A 16,807-nucleotide genomic window follows, 5' to 3' on the forward strand; every position below is an offset into this window, starting at 1 on the left:
TCATTTATGATTATAACATATATTACTTGCATAATGTGGCTATTAACCGTTAAAATAAGAGTATGAAGGAGGCTTACTATGAATCCAGTAACCTATTTTGAAAATATTATCAAAGATTTAAACAGCAAGCCCTATCATGTATTAGAGAAAAGTCCTGCTGTTTTTTATTTAATCGCTAAAGAAGAAGGCATTGTCTCTGGTATCAATGAAGTTGAGATGTTTTTGAATTTATACGATATTGAATTATCTTTTAGAAAACATAAAGAAAGCGGCCAAGTTATGAAACGTGGCGATATTGTTTGTTCGATATCAGGGCCAAAATCAAGTTTGTATCATGCTCTTGATACTGTGTCATTTATTTTAGGAAAAATGTCTGGCATCGCTAGCATTGCTTCATTTTACCGAAAAAAACTAACGCATTCATCATTGATTAATATGGGCGAATCCAGAGCCGTTGAGTCTATTTTTTACAAAGAAGCGCTAAAAGATGGTGGGGCAGTAGAATTACCTTTTACGCTTGTTGATGAGACAATAATTGATTTATATGGCAGTTACGAAGATGCAATTGCTAAAACACGAATTAGTTTTAACAATCCAATAGCACTTGAAGTGAATGATATATCAAAATTTTACGATGCACAAAAGACAGATGCTGATATTCTTGTTCTGAAGTATTTTAATGATGAAGCGATTAGAAGAGCGATTATTGATAATAAGGGCCAGAAGAGACTTATGGTCGGAGGGTTGATTTTACCGAACAGATTGGATATTATTGGGTCTTATCAATTTGATTATTTAACAACAAGTTTGATTTACACTGCAGCAAGAATCTATGAATTCGCTGTAAAAGTTGGATAATTACTAGTAAAAATTGCGTTTTTATAGTACAATTATACTGTTATACGGAGGTTTATTTATGAACTTAAAAGATTACATTGCATCAATTGAAGATTTTCCACAAAAAGGCATCTTATTTAGAGATATTACACCACTTATGTTAAATGGTGAAGCTTATAAACTAGCTTGCGATCAAATGGTCGAATTTGCTAAGAAACAAGGCGCTACTTTAATAGTAGGGCCAGAAGCAAGAGGGTTTATCTTTGGCTGTCCTGTAGCCTATGCACTAGGTGTTGGATTTGCACCAGTAAGAAAACCTGGTAAACTTCCAAGAGAAACAGTCACAGTCAAGTATGACTTAGAATATGGTTCGAACGAACTATCTTTACACGCTGATTCAATCAAACCTGGCGATAAAGTTTTAATCGTTGATGATTTACTTGCAACAGGTGGTACCGTAGATGCAACCATTCAATTGGTTGAACGACTAGGTGGCACAGTAGTTGGGTTATCATTCTTTATTGAATTAGAAGCCCTTGAAGGCAGAACTAAACTTAGAAACTACCCTATTTTCGCATCTTTAAAATACTAAAGGAGGATTAATTTGGAATCCTTAATGACGTTCGATAAGTTGATCACTAATGTGAAAACTTACATTAAAAAAGAATCAGATCTCGAACGAATCAAGGCGGCATATGAAATGGCGTCTTTTAAACATGGTTCACAACTTCGAAAAAGCGGTGCGCCATACATTTCTCATCCTTTGGCTGTTGCCTATATATTAAGTGAACTTAATGCTGGACCAAATACACTGATTGCAGCAATTCTTCATGATGTGCTTGAAGACACTCAAACCACCTATGAAGATTTAAAGACTAATTTTGGCGATGAAGTTGCACAAATGGTCGATGGTGTTACGAAGATTGGTAAGATCTCTTTTAATCAAGAAGTATCACAAGCTGATAATCATCAGAAGATGCTGATTGCGATGTCGAAAGACATTCGAGTGGTATTGATTAAAATAGCTGACCGTTTGCATAATATGCGTACAATACATTATCAATCAAGTGATAAACAACTAAAAATTGCTTCAGAAACGTTAGATATATATGCGCCTCTAGCGCATAGACTCGGTCTATTCCAAATTAAAGCAGAACTCGAAGACACCTCTTTAAAGATTGTCAATGCGCCATTTTATCACCGAATAAAAAACATGATCGATAATCAAAAACAAGTGAAAAACTTGTCTATCGAACATATGATTGATACCATAAAAAAACATCTATCTGAAAACCATATGTCAAATTATTTGATATCTGGAAGAACTAAAAATATCTATTCAATTTTTAAGAAAATGACACGCCAAAATAAAGAATTTGAAGATATTTATGATATTTTGGCCATTAGAGTCATTGTTGATAGAATCGAGGATTGTTATCAAGTTTTAGGCATCATTCATGCCCATTTTATCCCGATTCCAAAACGATTTAAGGATTATATAGCTGTACCTAAACCAAACATGTATCAATCCTTACATACGACGATTTTATCGGATGATGGTTCCGTATATGAAATCCAAATTAGAACCCATGAAATGGACCGTATTGCTGAATACGGTATTGCCGCTCACTGGGCATACAAAGAAAATAAAGAATACTCTAAAGAGAAAGAGCAATTTGAAATTGCTCAAAAACTTAAATGGTATGCTGAATTCTTGAAGATGACTGAAGACGATGACGATAAGAAAGAAGGCGCAGACGAGTTTGTCGAAACGGTTAAGTCTGATATTCTTGAAGCAAACGTCTACGTATTCACTCCAAAAGGACAGGTTGTTGAGTTAACCAAAGGTTGTACACCTATTGATTTTGCATACCGAATTCACTCTGATGTTGGAAATTCGATGATTGGCGCGACGGTTAATAGTAGGATTGTACCACTGGATTATGAATTAGAGACAGGCGATATTGTCGCCATCCGAACATCCAAAAATACTGGTGGGCCTTCTGAAGACTGGTTAAAACTTGCTAAAAGTTCACATGCGAAACATAAAATTAAAGGATACCTCAATAAGCAAAATCGTGACAGCATATTCCAAATGGGAAAAGACATGATTGAACGTGAGGCACAAGGCAATAAAGTAGACTTAGGATCCATGAATGATGAGTTTGCAAAGAAACATTTTTCAAAAAACATGATTAATTCTATAGAGGATCTTTATGTTGAAGTCGGTAAAGGCATTGTTAGTCCTAAAACCGTGGTTGCAAAACTTCTTGGCAAAGAAGTCGATAAAGAAACGCTGTTACAAAGACAGTTAGAAAAAGCAAAACGCATACTGACAACCACCCACGAAACAGGATTGATTGTCGAAGGGTTAACGACACCACAAATTAAGATTGCAAACTGTTGTTTACCAATCCCTGGAGATTCGATTGTTGGTTATGTAACAAAAGGCTCTGGCATAGCGGTTCACCATGAAAATTGTCCTAATGTCACCAATTTGACGGAAATGCGATTCGTGGATGTATATTGGGCAACTAACCTCACTAGAAAGTACCCTACTCGTATCCAAATCGTGGGACAAAACCGAAATAATATTCTATCCGATATCATTTCAACGGTTAACGCGACGTCGATTACAATTGCTGAGATTAATGCAGTTTCAAATCAAAAACTTGAAAGCATCATTACGCTTAAAGTATTGGCAAGCAACAAAAGTGAAATTGAGAATTTAATGGTCAACCTGCTAAAGATTCAAAGTATCTATAATATTGAAAGAAGATTTAAATAATGAGAGCAGTCATTCAAAGAGTATCTGAAGCGAGTGTTTCAACTTCAGATTATCATCAGTCCATCGAAAAAGGGTATTTAGTTTTACTTGGCGTTCATGTAGATGATACAGATGATGATTATCAGTACACGCTTAAAAAAATCATCAACTTAAGGGTTTTTGAAGATGATAATCAAAAGATGAACCTTTCAATCAAGCAAGTTAATGGAGAAATATTGTTAATCTCACAGTTTACGTTGCTCGGTAATGTAAAAGGTAACAATAGACCTTCATTTACGACAAGTGCTAAATCTGAGTTTGCAAACCAGTATTATGAAAGACTCTATCACGATCTTAACCTAGAAGTACCAACCAAAAAAGGTGTATTTGGAGCGGATATGCAAGTTAAACTTGTGAATTCTGGTCCTGTAACAATCATCATTGACACGAAGGAGTGAAACAATGAAAAGCAAGATTAATTGGAAGTACTTTAACATCTTAATATTACTTTTGATTATTTACATGGTTTATGTCTTATCGCCATTATGGGGGAACCTCGCAAATAAAATCATCTGGGCATTCCTGCCAATTATGTTGGCTTTTGTGGTTGCTTTCGTATTTAATCCCATCGTAACTTGGCTAGAGAAAAATGCTAAGATACCACGTGTCATCGCGATATTACTTATTTATTTTTCGATTATTGCATTGGTTCTTTTCATCGTGTTTGTGTTGGTTAAACCATATATTGACGATTTGGGTAATTTGTCTGTAGGGGTAGTAAATCTCTTAGATCAAATTGGAAGGCTCTTTAACATTGATACAACAAGCATCCAAGAACAGTCTGTAACAGTCGTTGAATCCATGTATGCCAGTATCGCAGCTTTCTTCACCGCAACAGGTGGCGGGGCAGAACAGGTCTTTAATATAGTATTAAGTGGCATTGTAGTCGTTATTGTAGGGATCATTTTCTTAATTAACTTTGAAAATATCATCCAAAAAACAAAAGAGTATCTAGCTATAAGAGAAACAGATCAAATGTATCGATACGTTTCAACACTCTATCATGACTTGACAAACTATTTGGTTGCAGAAATCATCATTGCCGTTATCCAGTTCATTGAGTATGCGGGATTATTCCTATTAATCGGTATATTCAACCGAGCTTATATGAATTATGCCCTTGTACTAGGGGTTTGTGTCGCTGTATTCTCTTTAATTCCATATTTTGGGGGATATTTATCATCGTTCTTCATGATATTGATTGCATTAAGTTTACCGCATGCGCTTTATACAGCGATACCGCTTGGATTATTTATCATGATATTCCCTAACTTAGATGCGTATGTGATCAACCCACATATTTATAAGAAACAACTACGGCTCAATCCGATATTCTCGATTTCAGCTATGCTTTTAGGACAGGCGTTTTTCGGCGTAATAGGTGTTGTTGTTGCTATTCCATTTATTTTGATTTTGACGATAACTTATAATTTCTACAAAGTTCAAATAAGGGAAAAGTTCAAACAGTTTAAAGAATCACTATAGATTGACAATATACTGTATTTGATGTATGATTTTAATATGAATTGAATCATCTGTTGACTGAAAAGAATGTAAAAGATATTAATTATAGCGAGGATGAATGGTGAAAGCATCTATTAATGGTTTACAGGGACACTTCACGAGGATAGTCTATTTTGAGTGCTAGGGTAACCTAGAACTAAGGTGGTACCGCGCAATTATAGCGTCCTTAGATTAAGGACGCTTTTATTTTTTGGTGATAATATGAGAAATTATAGTCAAATGCCTACAGTAGAATTTAGAAATTTTCAATTAAGGACACTTTTGAAGAAGGATTATCATGATCTATTTTCCTTTGGACAAGATGAAGTGACCACAGAGTTTTTGACTTGGGGCCCACTAAAAAATCTCAAAGAAGCAAAAAACATGATTAAGTATACCTATTATAGAAGGCTTTCACGCAAAGAACCGATAGGTTACGCGATTGTTGATATGACGAGCAATAAGATGGTTGGGACGATTGAGTTTCACTCATTTAATCACAAACAAAATAGTTGTGAAATTGGGTATGTCTTATCTAGGAACTACTGGAACCAAGGCATCATGACAGACGCATTAAAAGAAATGACCAAGATTGGGTTTGAGGTTTTGGACATGGATTTGATTATTATCAAACACATAAAAGAGAACATTGCTAGCCAAAGGGTTATTCTCAAAGCTGGTTATGATAGAAAAGAATTACTGAAAAATAGCTTTTTTCATCCGAAAACACAACGTTTTCACGATGTGTATGTGTATGAAAAAACAAGGAGGACTTATGATAAGTAAAGCTAAAGGCACCTATGATGTTTTGCCAAATGAATCATTTAAATGGGCTCAATTAGAAGATAAAGCCAGAAAGATGCTCACTTTGTTTGGGTATAAAGAAATCAGAACACCAATATTTGAGTATTCTGAAGTTTTTCACCGCGTAAATGAGCAATCTGATATGGTTACCAAAGAAACCTATGATTTTCTCGATAAAGGAAATAGACAACTGACGCTGAGACCAGAAGGCACCGCTGGTGTCATTCGTAGTTTTGTTGAGAACAAAATGCATGTTCAAAACAACCTATGCAAGCTTTATTATATCGGACCAAACTTTAGATATGAACGACCACAAAAAGGACGTTTTAGACAGTTTATGCAGTTCGGGGTTGAAGCCATTGGATCTAACGATTCCGCACTTGATGCAGAAGTTATCGGATTGGCTTATTCCTTTATCAAAGAACTTGGATTAAAAGGTGTTAAAGTTCGCATTAATTCATTAGGAGATAATGAATCAAGACAAAACTTTAAAGAAGCGCTGACTGCGCATTTTATGCCACATAGTGAGACGCTTTGCCAAGACTGTAAGAACCGCCTTGATAAAAATCCACTTAGAATACTTGACTGCAAAATCGATAATGAACATGAAGCTGTTTTAAGTGCACCAACACCACAGGATCATTTAAATGCAGCATCTCGTGAGTATTTTAAATCGGTGCTTTCTTACTTAGATAGCGCGGACATTACCTATGAAATCGCGCCGAAACTAGTTAGAGGATTAGATTATTATACTCACACCGTATTTGAAATAGAAGCCGATATCGAAGGATTCGGAGCTCAAAACGTCTTAGGTGGTGGTGGAAGATACCAATCATTAGTTAAAGAGTTAGGCGGGCCAGATTTACCAGGAATCGGTTTTGCATTTGGAATGGAGCGTCTGTTACTGGCAATGGAAGCTGAATTGCTATCCTTTAGTTCTGAACCTACGCCAGATATCTTCTTGGTTGCAACTAGCCATGAAGCAAGACTAGAAGCCATAAAAATATTGTTTGAAGCCAGAAATAAAGGTTTAATTGCCGATATGGATTATACTGGTACAAACTTTAAATCACAATTCAAAGCAGCTTTGAAATCCAATTCTAAATACATATTTATCATTGGAGAAGATGAGTTAGCTAATCTCACTGTTGCAATCAAAAATACGGAAACACAAGAACAGGAACAAGTGCCAATGAAGATTGCAGTAAGAACAGTTATAAGCGCACTAGGAAAATAACATGAAATACACACATAACAATGGCGAACTTAATAGTTCAAATATCAATGAAACCGTTCGTTTAAAAGGATGGGTTTCAAAAAAAAGAAACCTTGGAGGACTTGTGTTTGTTGACCTAAGAGACCGATTTGGTATCACACAATTAGTCATTCAACCAGAAAACCCTAACTACGAATTGGCTTCCTCATTAAAGAGCGAATATGTCATTGAAGCAACTGGGGTAGTTGTAAAACGTGAGAGTGTCAATAATACAATACCAACTGGAGATATAGAAGTAGTCGTGAATTCATTAACACTGCTTAACGTTGCAGAAACACCACCAATTGGCATTAATAATGAGGATACTTCCCTAGAAGATACAAGACTTAAATATCGTTATTTGGACTTAAGACGTCCTGTAATGCAAAATTACTTAATCAAAAGAAGCCAAATCACTCAAGCGATTAGAGAAGCATTACTTATGGAAGGATTCAATGAATTTGAAACACCTATTTTAGGTAAATCAACCCCAGAAGGTGCCAGAGATTTCTTAGTACCTTCAAGAATCTACCCAGGTGAGTTTTATGCACTTCCACAATCCCCACAAATCTATAAACAGCTCTATATGGTCGCGGGATTTGAAAAATACTTCCAAATCGCACGTTGTTTCCGTGATGAAGACTTAAGAGCAGACAGACAATTAGAGTTCACACAAGTGGATATTGAAACATCATTTTTGTCTGAACAAGAAATTCAAGAAACCATCGAAAGAGTGCTTTTTCATACATTTAAGAAAGTCCTGAATTATGAGATTAAACTTCCTATCGAGAAACTACCTTATTCAGTAGCTATGGATAAATATGGCTCGGATAAGCCTGACTTAAGATTTGGCTTAGAACTGGCTTCCTATAATGATGTTTTTGATCATTATGAGATTCCATTCTTCAAAGAAAAAGTCGTAAGAGGCTTTGTTTCTAAAGCAAATCTTACTCGTAAAGAGCTAGATGAACTTACTTTGTTAGTTAAGAAGAACCACGGTGAAGCACTAGCTTATCTAAAGATTACTGAGGGTAAATTAAGTGGCTCAATAGCTAAATTTATGGACGAAAGTAGCATTTCAAAACTTGGATTGACTGAGGGCGATTTATTATTACTCGTTGTTGGTAAAAACTACTTATCTACCTCAAACGCAGCTGGCGTCTTAAGAAAAGAACTTGGTGAAAGACTTGGTTTAGTAAGTGATACGGATTATCGCTTTGTGTGGATTGTTGACTGGCCTCTATTTGACGAGAATGAAGATGGTTCGTTAACTGCTGCACATCACCCTTTCACATCACCTAAGGAATCTGACAAACACTTATTAAGAACTAATCCAAAATTATGTATGGCTCAAGCTTATGACATTGTCTTAAATGGGTATGAGCTTGGTGGTGGATCCGTGAGAATTCATGAATCAGACGTTCAACAAGCGATGTTTGAAGCGATTGGATTAGAAAAATCTGTAATTGAAGATCGTTTTGGGTTCTTAGTTGGCGCGCTTAAATATGGTACACCTCCACACGGTGGATTGGCATTAGGCTTAGATAGAATGGTCATGTTAATGACAGGAACTAAGAACATCAAAGACGTTATTGCATTCCCTAAAACACAAAGTGCACGTGATCTTATGATGCAAGCACCATCTTCAGTTGCTGAAACACAACTAGATGAATTAGAAATATCATTTAAAAAACATAACTAGCATTAAGGACTTCTTTTGAAGTCCTTTTTTTAAAATTATGTGATGTCGGTTAGAATGTGATTATAGGATGTATTATTACTAGTAATAAAGGGTAAAATATTGTAAGATATTTCTATAAGATAAAAGTTACCATAGGAGGTTTCTATGAAAAAAATTGTTGTAGCAGGGGGATGTTTTTGGGGTGTAGAAGCCTATTTCCGTGATGTTAGAGGCGTATTAAGAACAGAGGTAGGCTACGCCAATGGCAATAAAGCCAATCCAACCTATCAAGAAGTATGCAATGGTATTGCTAACCATGCTGAAGCTACTTTAATTGAATATGACGAAAACAAGGTGGATTTAAAAACCCTTTTTGAGCATTTATTTAGAGTGATTAACCCACATTCATTAAACCGTCAAGGCAATGACATTGGCGTACAGTATCGAACAGGTATCTATTATGAATCCAACGAAGACTATGAAGTGGCTAAAAGATTTTTAGATGAGAAACAAACTCACCTTGAACGCAAAATAACCGTTGAGTTAAAACCACTTACGAACTACTATAGAGCAGAAGAATACCATCAGGACTACTTGATAAAAAACCCAAATGGCTATTGCCACATAAACTTAGGCTTACTTAAGGATGATGAGAAAAATGAAAAGAACTAATTATATCTCGTGGGATCAATACTTTATGGGAGTGGCTGAATTATCTAAACTTAGATCAAAAGACCCTAACACTCAAGTCGGCGCTTGTTTAGTTAATACAGATAAAAGAATCATCGGAATCGGGTACAATGGATTGCCGCAAATGCTTTCAGATGATGAATTTCCTTGGACAAATAATGGAGACTTTCAAGAGACAAAATACCCTTATGTTGTTCACGCAGAAGCCAATGCAATTTTAAACGCAACACAATCGCTAAAAGGGGCAACTTGTTATGTGACCCTGTTTCCTTGCCATGAATGCACTAAACTTTTAATTCAAAGTGGTGTGAGAGAACTCGTATACATGGAAAATAAGTATTCCGATACACCTTCACATCAAGCCGCGATTAGAATGCTTGAAAAATCAGGTGTTAAGATTAGACAGTTTAGTCTTAATTCCCTTCGTATCAAACATGATGAAGATCGTTAAGAATATAAGAATAGCCTTAATCATAGGCTTTTTCTACTTATTGATGATTCTGTTTTTAGTCATCCGTATTCCTGGAAAGGAACTAGTACTAAAGGGCGACTTAACCCCAGTAGCGAACGGTATTGAGATTGATGGTGCAACCTCGCAAAATGGGTTTTATTCGATTTATGTGATGTCATTTGAAAAACCGACACTTTTTCAACTGTTTATCAGTCAGTTTAACAAAAATATCACGGTTAATGAAGTCCGAAAGAATCAAAGCTTTAGTTTGAAAGAACAGTATGAAATGGGCCAAATTGATGAACGTATTAGTTATCAAAATGCAGTTATTTCAGCTTATGAAAAAGCGCATGAAACGAATCCTTCCATCCTTATTGACAAACTATTAACAGGCTATGTTATAAGTTATGTTGACAAGAAACAACCTTCGCTTGAGATTGGTGATTTAATTCAAAGTGTAAATGGCCTCTCGATTCATGATATTGATGTAAATGGTTTTTATAACGTGTTCCACGAGAATACTAGCGTTTCACTAGATATTATCAGGGATAACAAGGCCATAACTGTTATAATGAATCACGTGATTGGCCAAACCTATTTTGGTGTCATGCTCGAACCAGTTTACAGTATTAAAACCACGCCCTCTTATAAAGAGTTGTATGCTGATGATGTCATTGGGGGTCCATCGGGAGGATTACTTCAAACATTAGAAATCTATACACAACTGCTTAATATAGATATTAAAGGGTTGAAAGTATCTGGAACAGGTACGATCACCCGAGATAATGGGGTGGGTGCTATTGGTGGTGTTAAGCAAAAAGTACTTACTGCCAGTGATCATGACATCGATCTATTCTTCGTTCCCGAAGCAAACTACAAAGAAGCATTGGCGACGTACAATGACTTAAATAATCCGGGATTTGATTTAGTTAAGGTAGGTGATTTTGATGAAGCTGTTGAGAAACTTTTATCATACATACAAAGTAGACCATGAGAAATTCTCACTAATTGAGCAAACACTAACCTCCAAACAGTGGGCATATTACAGTCTGATTCCGCTCTTTAACTTGCTTGTGATAGTGACTCCAATCGTATTAATTGGTGTTAATTTGAGTATTTTCATCGAGTTACAAAAACCCCTCGTCGTTTTATTGGCGGGATTTATGGTCTTTGTTCCTTATTTGTACTATTACTTTAAATATAATTTAATTAGACACTATCAAAATTCGTTGAGATTTGTTAAAATTAATCGACTAGTTTTGATGAAGGGGACATTTATAGCCTTTATAGTGTTTCTGTTGTTAGTATTAGTTTTAAGTAGATATTGGAGGTTTTTACCATGATATATGGCGGACTTATTATTTTAATAACGATTATACTCGACCAACTTTCTAAATGGATGATTGTTAGTTTTTTAAAAGATGGAACGATTACAGTGATTGATAATTTCTTTGAGATTATTCAAGCGCATAACTACGGTGCAGGATGGTCTATGTTTGAAGGGCAATACACATTCTTATATGCTATCACTGCAGTATCACTTATCTTTTTTGGTTACTTATTCAAATCCGCTGAAATGTCAAAGAAAAAGTGGGTTTACACAGTGGGTGTCTCACTGATGATTGGTGGAACGATTGGAAACTTTATCGATAGAATCTCCCAGGGATATGTTGTCGATTTCTTACAGTTCATCTTTGGCTCGTATTATTTCCCTACATTCAATGTTGCAGATATGGCATTAACCGTTGGTGTAGTCTTATTTGCAATTGATTTATTATTTTTGGAGCACAAACGATGAAAAAATATATATTAAACGTAACCGAGCATGAAATTGGATTAAGAGCAGATGTTTTTGTTGCTAAACTCTTAGATTCAATCACTAGGAGTCAAATTAAGAAAGTATTCGACAAAAAAGAGGTGTTGATGGATGGTATACCACTAAAACCCTCTTATTTAGTCAAATTTGATGATGAAATAAGCATTAGTATTGAAACAGATGCTAAAATTGAGATTACCCCTGTTAATTTGAACTTAGAGTTTCTCTACGAAGATGATGATGTGGCTGTAGTATACAAGCCTCAAGGTATGGTCGTTCATCCAGCTGTAAGTTTTAAAGATGTAACTTTAGTAAATGGCTTGAAGTTTGCACTTAATCATTTGTCGGATATTAATGGCGATTTAAGACCAGGTATTGTCCACAGAATTGATAAAGATACTTCTGGGCTATTACTTGTTGCAAAAACGAATCGTGCACATGAATCGATTGTTTTACAACTTCAAAAAAAGACTGTAAAACGCGTTTATGAAGCCATATGTCAAAATGCTTTTGAAGAGGATTCAGGTACCATCAAAACACCTATTGGTAGAGATGAAATTAATCGCTTAAAAATGGCCGTTACAGAAGATGGAAAAATTGCAGTTACACACTTTAAAGTTGTTAAACGTCATGCAGAGTATTCATTGGTAGAATGTCAATTAGAAACAGGAAGAACTCACCAAATTCGCGTGCATATGCAATACATAGGGCATCCGATTTTAGGGGATCCCGTTTATGGCACAAAACCAGTTTATGGGACAACAGGACAATTCTTACATGCAAAAACCATAGGATTTATTCATCCAGTTACACAAGAGTACCTTGAATTCACAAAAGAAGCACCAGAAGTATTTAAAACCACTTTAGACAAACTAGGTTTAAACGATTAGCTACGTAGATAATAAAAAAATCATTCCGAGGAATGATTTTTTTGTTAGTTCTTTTTGGGAATCTCAATGTTGTTTTTGATTAGATTCTTGAAATTAAGTTTTGTAATCGGAACTAAGCCTTTATAGCCTCTAGCGCGATAGATTTCGATGAGTTGCTTATCTACTTCACTACCTGCACCTTTCAAGAGATTATATCCGATGAACTTGGAGTATTGTTGCATCTTAGCCAAAAATGCATAACGAGCAATAATGCTGGCTGCAGCTACTGCGATATGTACACTTTCTGCTTTAGTATAAAAATCAATATCTCGGTAAATCAGCTTCTCAGTCTTTAAATAGTTGTAGTAAATTTGTGGTTCACAAAACTGATCTAAGATAACTGGAACCTTGTCTTTGAGTTTTTCACTAGTTTTAATGATACCCTGATTATGAAGGTATGCTTTAATCTTGTTCATATTGTATCCCTTACGAATGAGTTCGTTATATTTCTCGGGATTTAAGATTAAGATTGAGTGAATTAATCTGTTTGCAAGCACTGGCCCAATTTTTGAGATTTGAGTATCAGTCATCGCTTTTGAATCTTTCACACCCAATGATTCTAAAAATGCAATATCATCTAATGAAACATATGCACTACATACGATTACTGGACCAAATAAGTCACCTGTACCGACTTCATCAGATCCGATTGCAGCATATTGTTTAACACCTAATAGTTGTTTGATGCGCTTAAGTTCTTCTTGATAATCTCCTTGGATAACCATTTTTCCAGACTTATAAGCATGAATGGTTAAGCCATTTTTGTAGGCAGAAAAAGCTATATATTGGTTCGAACTCTCTTTTTCGAACGCTTTATAGGCATCTATTAATAGATTCATTTGATTTTCATTAATAGTCATACTGTAATTCGCCATTTTTTATCTCACCTACCTGTTTAATTATATCACAAATTTTGGTAAAATGTAAGTGGTGATAACATGAGTTACTCTCGAAAGACATTAGAGTTTGATACAATACTCGATTATGTCAGTAGATATGCAAAGACAGAATCTGCTAAAAACAACCTACTAAATTTAAATCCGTTACAATCCATTACTGAGGTTTTATCCGAATTAGATTTAACTGAAGAAGTTCTCGGCCTAATCGCAAGATTTGGGTCTTTTCCTTTACTCGATGATTTTGACATTGAAGAAGTATTAAATTTAATCAAGATTGGACAATCTTTAACCATCTCTTCAATTCTTAGTTTAAGACTTTTGTTGGTTATGATCGAAGATATGATTCAATACAAAAAGAGTTATCAAAAGCAAAACGTCACAATGAAAGTGGATGAGATATTTAACGAGCTCATTTCCTTAAGAAAAATTATTACTTTAATTGAAGACATTATGGATCCAGACGGGGTGATACTAGATACTGCCTCCGATGAACTCTATCAGATTAGAAGACAAATAAAACGCCTTGAGTTGCAAAGAAAAGATATCTTAAACCAGCTCTTACAAAAACGTGCCAGCCAGCTAAATGATCAAATGATTGTGATTCGTAATGATCGCTTTTGTTTGCCAGTAAAACAGGAATTCAAGAATACATTCAAAGGAATTATTCATGATGAATCATCTTCAGGAACAACCGTTTTTATTGAACCCTCTGAAACAATGGAGAAAACGGTAGAAATTGGTCGCCTAAAGTTTAGCGAACAGCAAGAAATCATCAAGATTCTTGAGTCTCTTAGACTACTAATTGTTCCACATATTGAAGAACTAGAAATCAACATGTTCCATTTAATCAAATTGGATTTTTTACAGTCGAAAGCTAAATACGCTCTTGAAATCAACGCATTCAAACCTAATATTAACGACAAAGGGTTGATTGAACTCGTTAATGCAAGACATCCTTTAATTGATCCTGATAAAGTAGTCCCTATATCACTTATATTAAATGACATTAAGAAAACAATCATGATAACAGGTCCTAACACTGGTGGGAAGACGGTTGCACTTAAGACGGTTGGTCTTTTAACTTTAATGGCTCAATCTGGGCTTTTAGTGCCTTTAGATCAAACATCCAATTTATCCTTATTTAAAGAAGTGTATGCTGACATTGGTGATGAACAATCCATTCAGCAGTCTTTATCTACCTTCTCATCTCATATGACGAAAATTATGACCATTATCGAAAAAATCGAAGACAACTGCTTAGTATTGTTTGATGAACTTGGAAGCGGAACAGATCCTCAAGAAGGAAGTGCCTTAGCCATGGGGATTCTCGATTATCTCAATGATTATGACATTAGAATGATTGTAACAACACATTATTCTGAACTTAAACTATACGCATATTCGCATCCGCACATTGCGAATGCTTCCGTAGCATTTGACGTTGAAACCTTGAGACCATTATACAAGATCCATTACGGTATAAGCGGATCATCTAACGCACTTTCCATCGCAAGCAGACTTGGATTAAACTCAACAGTTATCGAAAAGGCAAAAACTTATACCCTTTCTAAAGACAACGACTTAACCAAATCGATTAAGGCTTTCGAAGAAGACTCTATGCGTGTAAAAGAAAAAGAACAGACACTTACCTTAGAACTACAAGAATTAAAGAAGGAAAAGAAACGTCTAGAAAAAGCTTATGATGAACTCGAAGCATCCAAAGATAAGATTTTACTAGATACCAAGAGAAAAGCCGAGCAACAGCTAAAAGAAACCCAGGAAAAAGCCCAAGAACTGTTAGACATCTTATCGATTAAGCCTTTAAAAGATCATGAGATTGCGGAAATTAAATTCGAACTTAAGCAATTAGGTATCGAAGAAATGCCCAAAGAATCTAAAGACTCGTTCAAGAAAGGAGATTTTGTCCATATTAAATCATATAACCAAATTGGACAGGTGACCAAAGTATCCAAGGACGTTTATACAGTGAAGTTTGGGATGTTTGAAATGCCTTTTAGCTCAACAGATTTGAAGAAAAGCGATAAACCAATTGATAGATCTAAAGACATTAAGAAGAAAGAAACTGCCAAACCATCTTATAGCGATGCTAGAATGGAACTAGACCTTAGAGGATTTAGGTATGAAGATGTCAAAGATGAATTAGATAAATTTTTAGATACAGCGATGCTTAATCATTTGAAGAGTGTGCGCATCATTCATGGGTTTGGGACAGGTGCAGTTAGAAAAGCGGTTCAAGATGTTTTGAAGAAATCCCCTTATGTCTCTGAGTATCGTTATGGTGGAGAAGGCGAAGGGTTAAATGGTGTAACTGTGGTTACGCTCAAGTAAATATGTGCTTTTACCTTGAAATAAACGGTTACATACTTTATAATTGAATTATGATTAAATATGGAGGGAAACATATGCTTATTAGTTATGAGGGACAAGATTTTAAAGAAGTAATTGATAGACCAGGACTTGTTTTGGTGGATTTTTATGCAACATGGTGTGGACCATGCAAAATGTTAATGCCACAATTAGAAGCACTTTCTGAAGAACAACCACAAATTCCATTTGTTAAGGTTGATATCGATCAACACAAACCATTGGCTAAAGAAACTTATGGTGTTACCAGTGTTCCTACACTTGTATTATTTAAAGATGGCGTTGAAGTATCAAGACAAAGTGGATTTGCTCCAAAAGATGCTGTATTTAAATGGATTCAAGCAAATAAATAAAAAAAGAAAAAGCCTAACGGCTTTTTTTTTCTGACGAGTGGTGAAGAGTGTTGGTCACGTGTAGGATTGATATCTTAACAAAGACAACATCTCACCATCCAAAAACTGATGACAATTGAATACTAAAATATGATATAATGACAATGCCAAACAATATTAAAAAAGGAACTATAAAAGCGAGTATTTTATCCTTGAATTGTTTGGCGACGTTCCTGGGGATAAAGTACTCGCTTTTGTAGTCTAGGAACGTTCTATGTCAAATTTAACTTATTGCCCAACCTGTGGGCATCCATCCATCAAACATGGGAGAACTAAAACAGGTGTTCAGAGGTATTTTTGTCATCCATGTAAGAAGACATTTATAAGTGATCAGACAC

General features: G+C 35.4%; 17 protein-coding genes. 16 read left to right on the forward strand and 1 reads right to left on the reverse strand.

What is annotated here, in order from left to right:
• Nucleotides 1-78: 78 nt before the first annotated feature.
• The 13 genes from JN09_RS04675 to JN09_RS04735 all read left to right on the forward strand — a co-directional run bounded on the left by JN09_RS04675 (nt 79) and on the right by JN09_RS04735 (nt 12,754).
• Complete coding sequence (locus JN09_RS04675; protein ID WP_204433208.1) at nt 79-858, forward strand: hypothetical protein; 780 nt, start codon at nt 79-81, stop codon at nt 856-858.
• A gap of 58 nt (nt 859-916) precedes the next feature.
• Nucleotides 917-1,429 (forward strand): adenine phosphoribosyltransferase, encoded by a 513-nt coding sequence (locus JN09_RS04680; protein WP_204433209.1) that lies wholly within the window; start codon nt 917-919, stop codon nt 1,427-1,429.
• Between the two features lie 12 nt (nt 1,430-1,441).
• On the forward strand, nt 1,442-3,625 hold the full coding sequence (locus JN09_RS04685; RefSeq protein ID WP_235985193.1) for a RelA/SpoT family protein: 2,184 nt from the start codon (nt 1,442-1,444) through the stop codon (nt 3,623-3,625).
• Nucleotides 3,625-4,062: a D-aminoacyl-tRNA deacylase gene (gene dtd / locus JN09_RS04690; protein ID WP_204433210.1), complete on the forward strand. Its 438-nt coding sequence runs from the start codon at nt 3,625-3,627 to the stop codon at nt 4,060-4,062. The genes JN09_RS04685 and dtd overlap by 1 nt, the downstream gene beginning before the upstream one ends.
• Before the next feature lie 4 nt (nt 4,063-4,066).
• Nucleotides 4,067-5,149 carry an AI-2E family transporter gene (locus tag JN09_RS04695; protein WP_204433211.1) on the forward strand — a complete coding sequence of 361 codons (1,083 nt, stop codon included), beginning with the start codon at nt 4,067-4,069 and terminating at the stop codon, nt 5,147-5,149.
• 240 nt (nt 5,150-5,389) lie between these two features.
• Nucleotides 5,390-5,953, forward strand: coding sequence for a GNAT family N-acetyltransferase (locus JN09_RS04700; protein ID WP_204433214.1), 564 nt, complete (start codon nt 5,390-5,392; stop codon nt 5,951-5,953).
• Nucleotides 5,943-7,208 (forward strand): histidine--tRNA ligase, encoded by a 1,266-nt coding sequence (hisS, locus tag JN09_RS04705; protein WP_204433216.1) that lies wholly within the window; start codon nt 5,943-5,945, stop codon nt 7,206-7,208. The genes JN09_RS04700 and hisS overlap by 11 nt, the downstream gene beginning before the upstream one ends.
• 1 nt (nt 7,209) lies before the next feature.
• Nucleotides 7,210-8,928 carry an aspartate--tRNA ligase gene (gene aspS / locus JN09_RS04710; protein ID WP_204433218.1) on the forward strand — a complete coding sequence of 573 codons (1,719 nt, stop codon included), beginning with the start codon at nt 7,210-7,212 and terminating at the stop codon, nt 8,926-8,928.
• A 144-nt stretch (nt 8,929-9,072) separates the two neighbouring features.
• Entirely contained in the window at nt 9,073-9,579 is a 507-nt protein-coding gene (gene msrA, locus JN09_RS04715) for a peptide-methionine (S)-S-oxide reductase MsrA (RefSeq protein WP_204433219.1), read from the forward strand.
• Nucleotides 9,566-10,048 carry a deoxycytidylate deaminase gene (locus JN09_RS04720; RefSeq protein ID WP_204433220.1) on the forward strand — a complete coding sequence of 161 codons (483 nt, stop codon included), beginning with the start codon at nt 9,566-9,568 and terminating at the stop codon, nt 10,046-10,048. The genes msrA and JN09_RS04720 overlap by 14 nt, the downstream gene beginning before the upstream one ends.
• Nucleotides 10,035-11,042 (forward strand): S16 family serine protease, encoded by a 1,008-nt coding sequence (locus tag JN09_RS04725; protein ID WP_204433221.1) that lies wholly within the window; start codon nt 10,035-10,037, stop codon nt 11,040-11,042. Before JN09_RS04720 ends, JN09_RS04725 begins: the two co-directional genes overlap by 14 nt.
• A gap of 345 nt (nt 11,043-11,387) precedes the next feature.
• Nucleotides 11,388-11,846: a signal peptidase II gene (gene lspA, locus JN09_RS04730; protein ID WP_204433226.1), complete on the forward strand. Its 459-nt coding sequence runs from the start codon at nt 11,388-11,390 to the stop codon at nt 11,844-11,846.
• The gene (locus tag JN09_RS04735; protein WP_204433228.1) at nt 11,843-12,754 is read left to right on the forward strand and encodes an RluA family pseudouridine synthase; all 912 of its coding nucleotides are present in this window, start codon (nt 11,843-11,845) and stop codon (nt 12,752-12,754) included. The genes lspA and JN09_RS04735 overlap by 4 nt, the downstream gene beginning before the upstream one ends.
• Nucleotides 12,755-12,798: 44 nt before the next feature.
• Here JN09_RS04735 and rnhC read toward each other — a convergent pair whose 3' ends face one another.
• On the reverse strand, nt 12,799-13,668 hold the full coding sequence (rnhC, locus tag JN09_RS04740) for a ribonuclease HIII (RefSeq protein WP_204433230.1): 870 nt from the start codon (nt 13,666-13,668) through the stop codon (nt 12,799-12,801).
• A 63-nt stretch (nt 13,669-13,731) separates the two neighbouring features.
• On the opposite strand from rnhC, the gene JN09_RS04745 reads away from it, so the two are divergent.
• From JN09_RS04745 to JN09_RS07735, 3 genes are all read left to right on the forward strand, one after another.
• The gene (locus JN09_RS04745; protein ID WP_204433232.1) at nt 13,732-16,041 is read left to right on the forward strand and encodes an endonuclease MutS2; all 2,310 of its coding nucleotides are present in this window, start codon (nt 13,732-13,734) and stop codon (nt 16,039-16,041) included.
• A gap of 74 nt (nt 16,042-16,115) precedes the next feature.
• Nucleotides 16,116-16,430: a thioredoxin gene (trxA, locus tag JN09_RS04750; protein ID WP_204433234.1), complete on the forward strand. Its 315-nt coding sequence runs from the start codon at nt 16,116-16,118 to the stop codon at nt 16,428-16,430.
• A 253-nt stretch (nt 16,431-16,683) separates the two neighbouring features.
• Nucleotides 16,684-16,807 (forward strand): IS1/IS1595 family N-terminal zinc-binding domain-containing protein (locus tag JN09_RS07735; protein WP_204433239.1); only part of this gene is annotated, 124 nt, incomplete at its 3' end.

Origin of the sequence: Paracholeplasma morum (assembly GCF_016907055.1) — a bacterium.
Classification (GTDB): Bacteria; Bacillota_I; Bacilli_A; order Acholeplasmatales; family UBA5453; genus Paracholeplasma; species Paracholeplasma morum.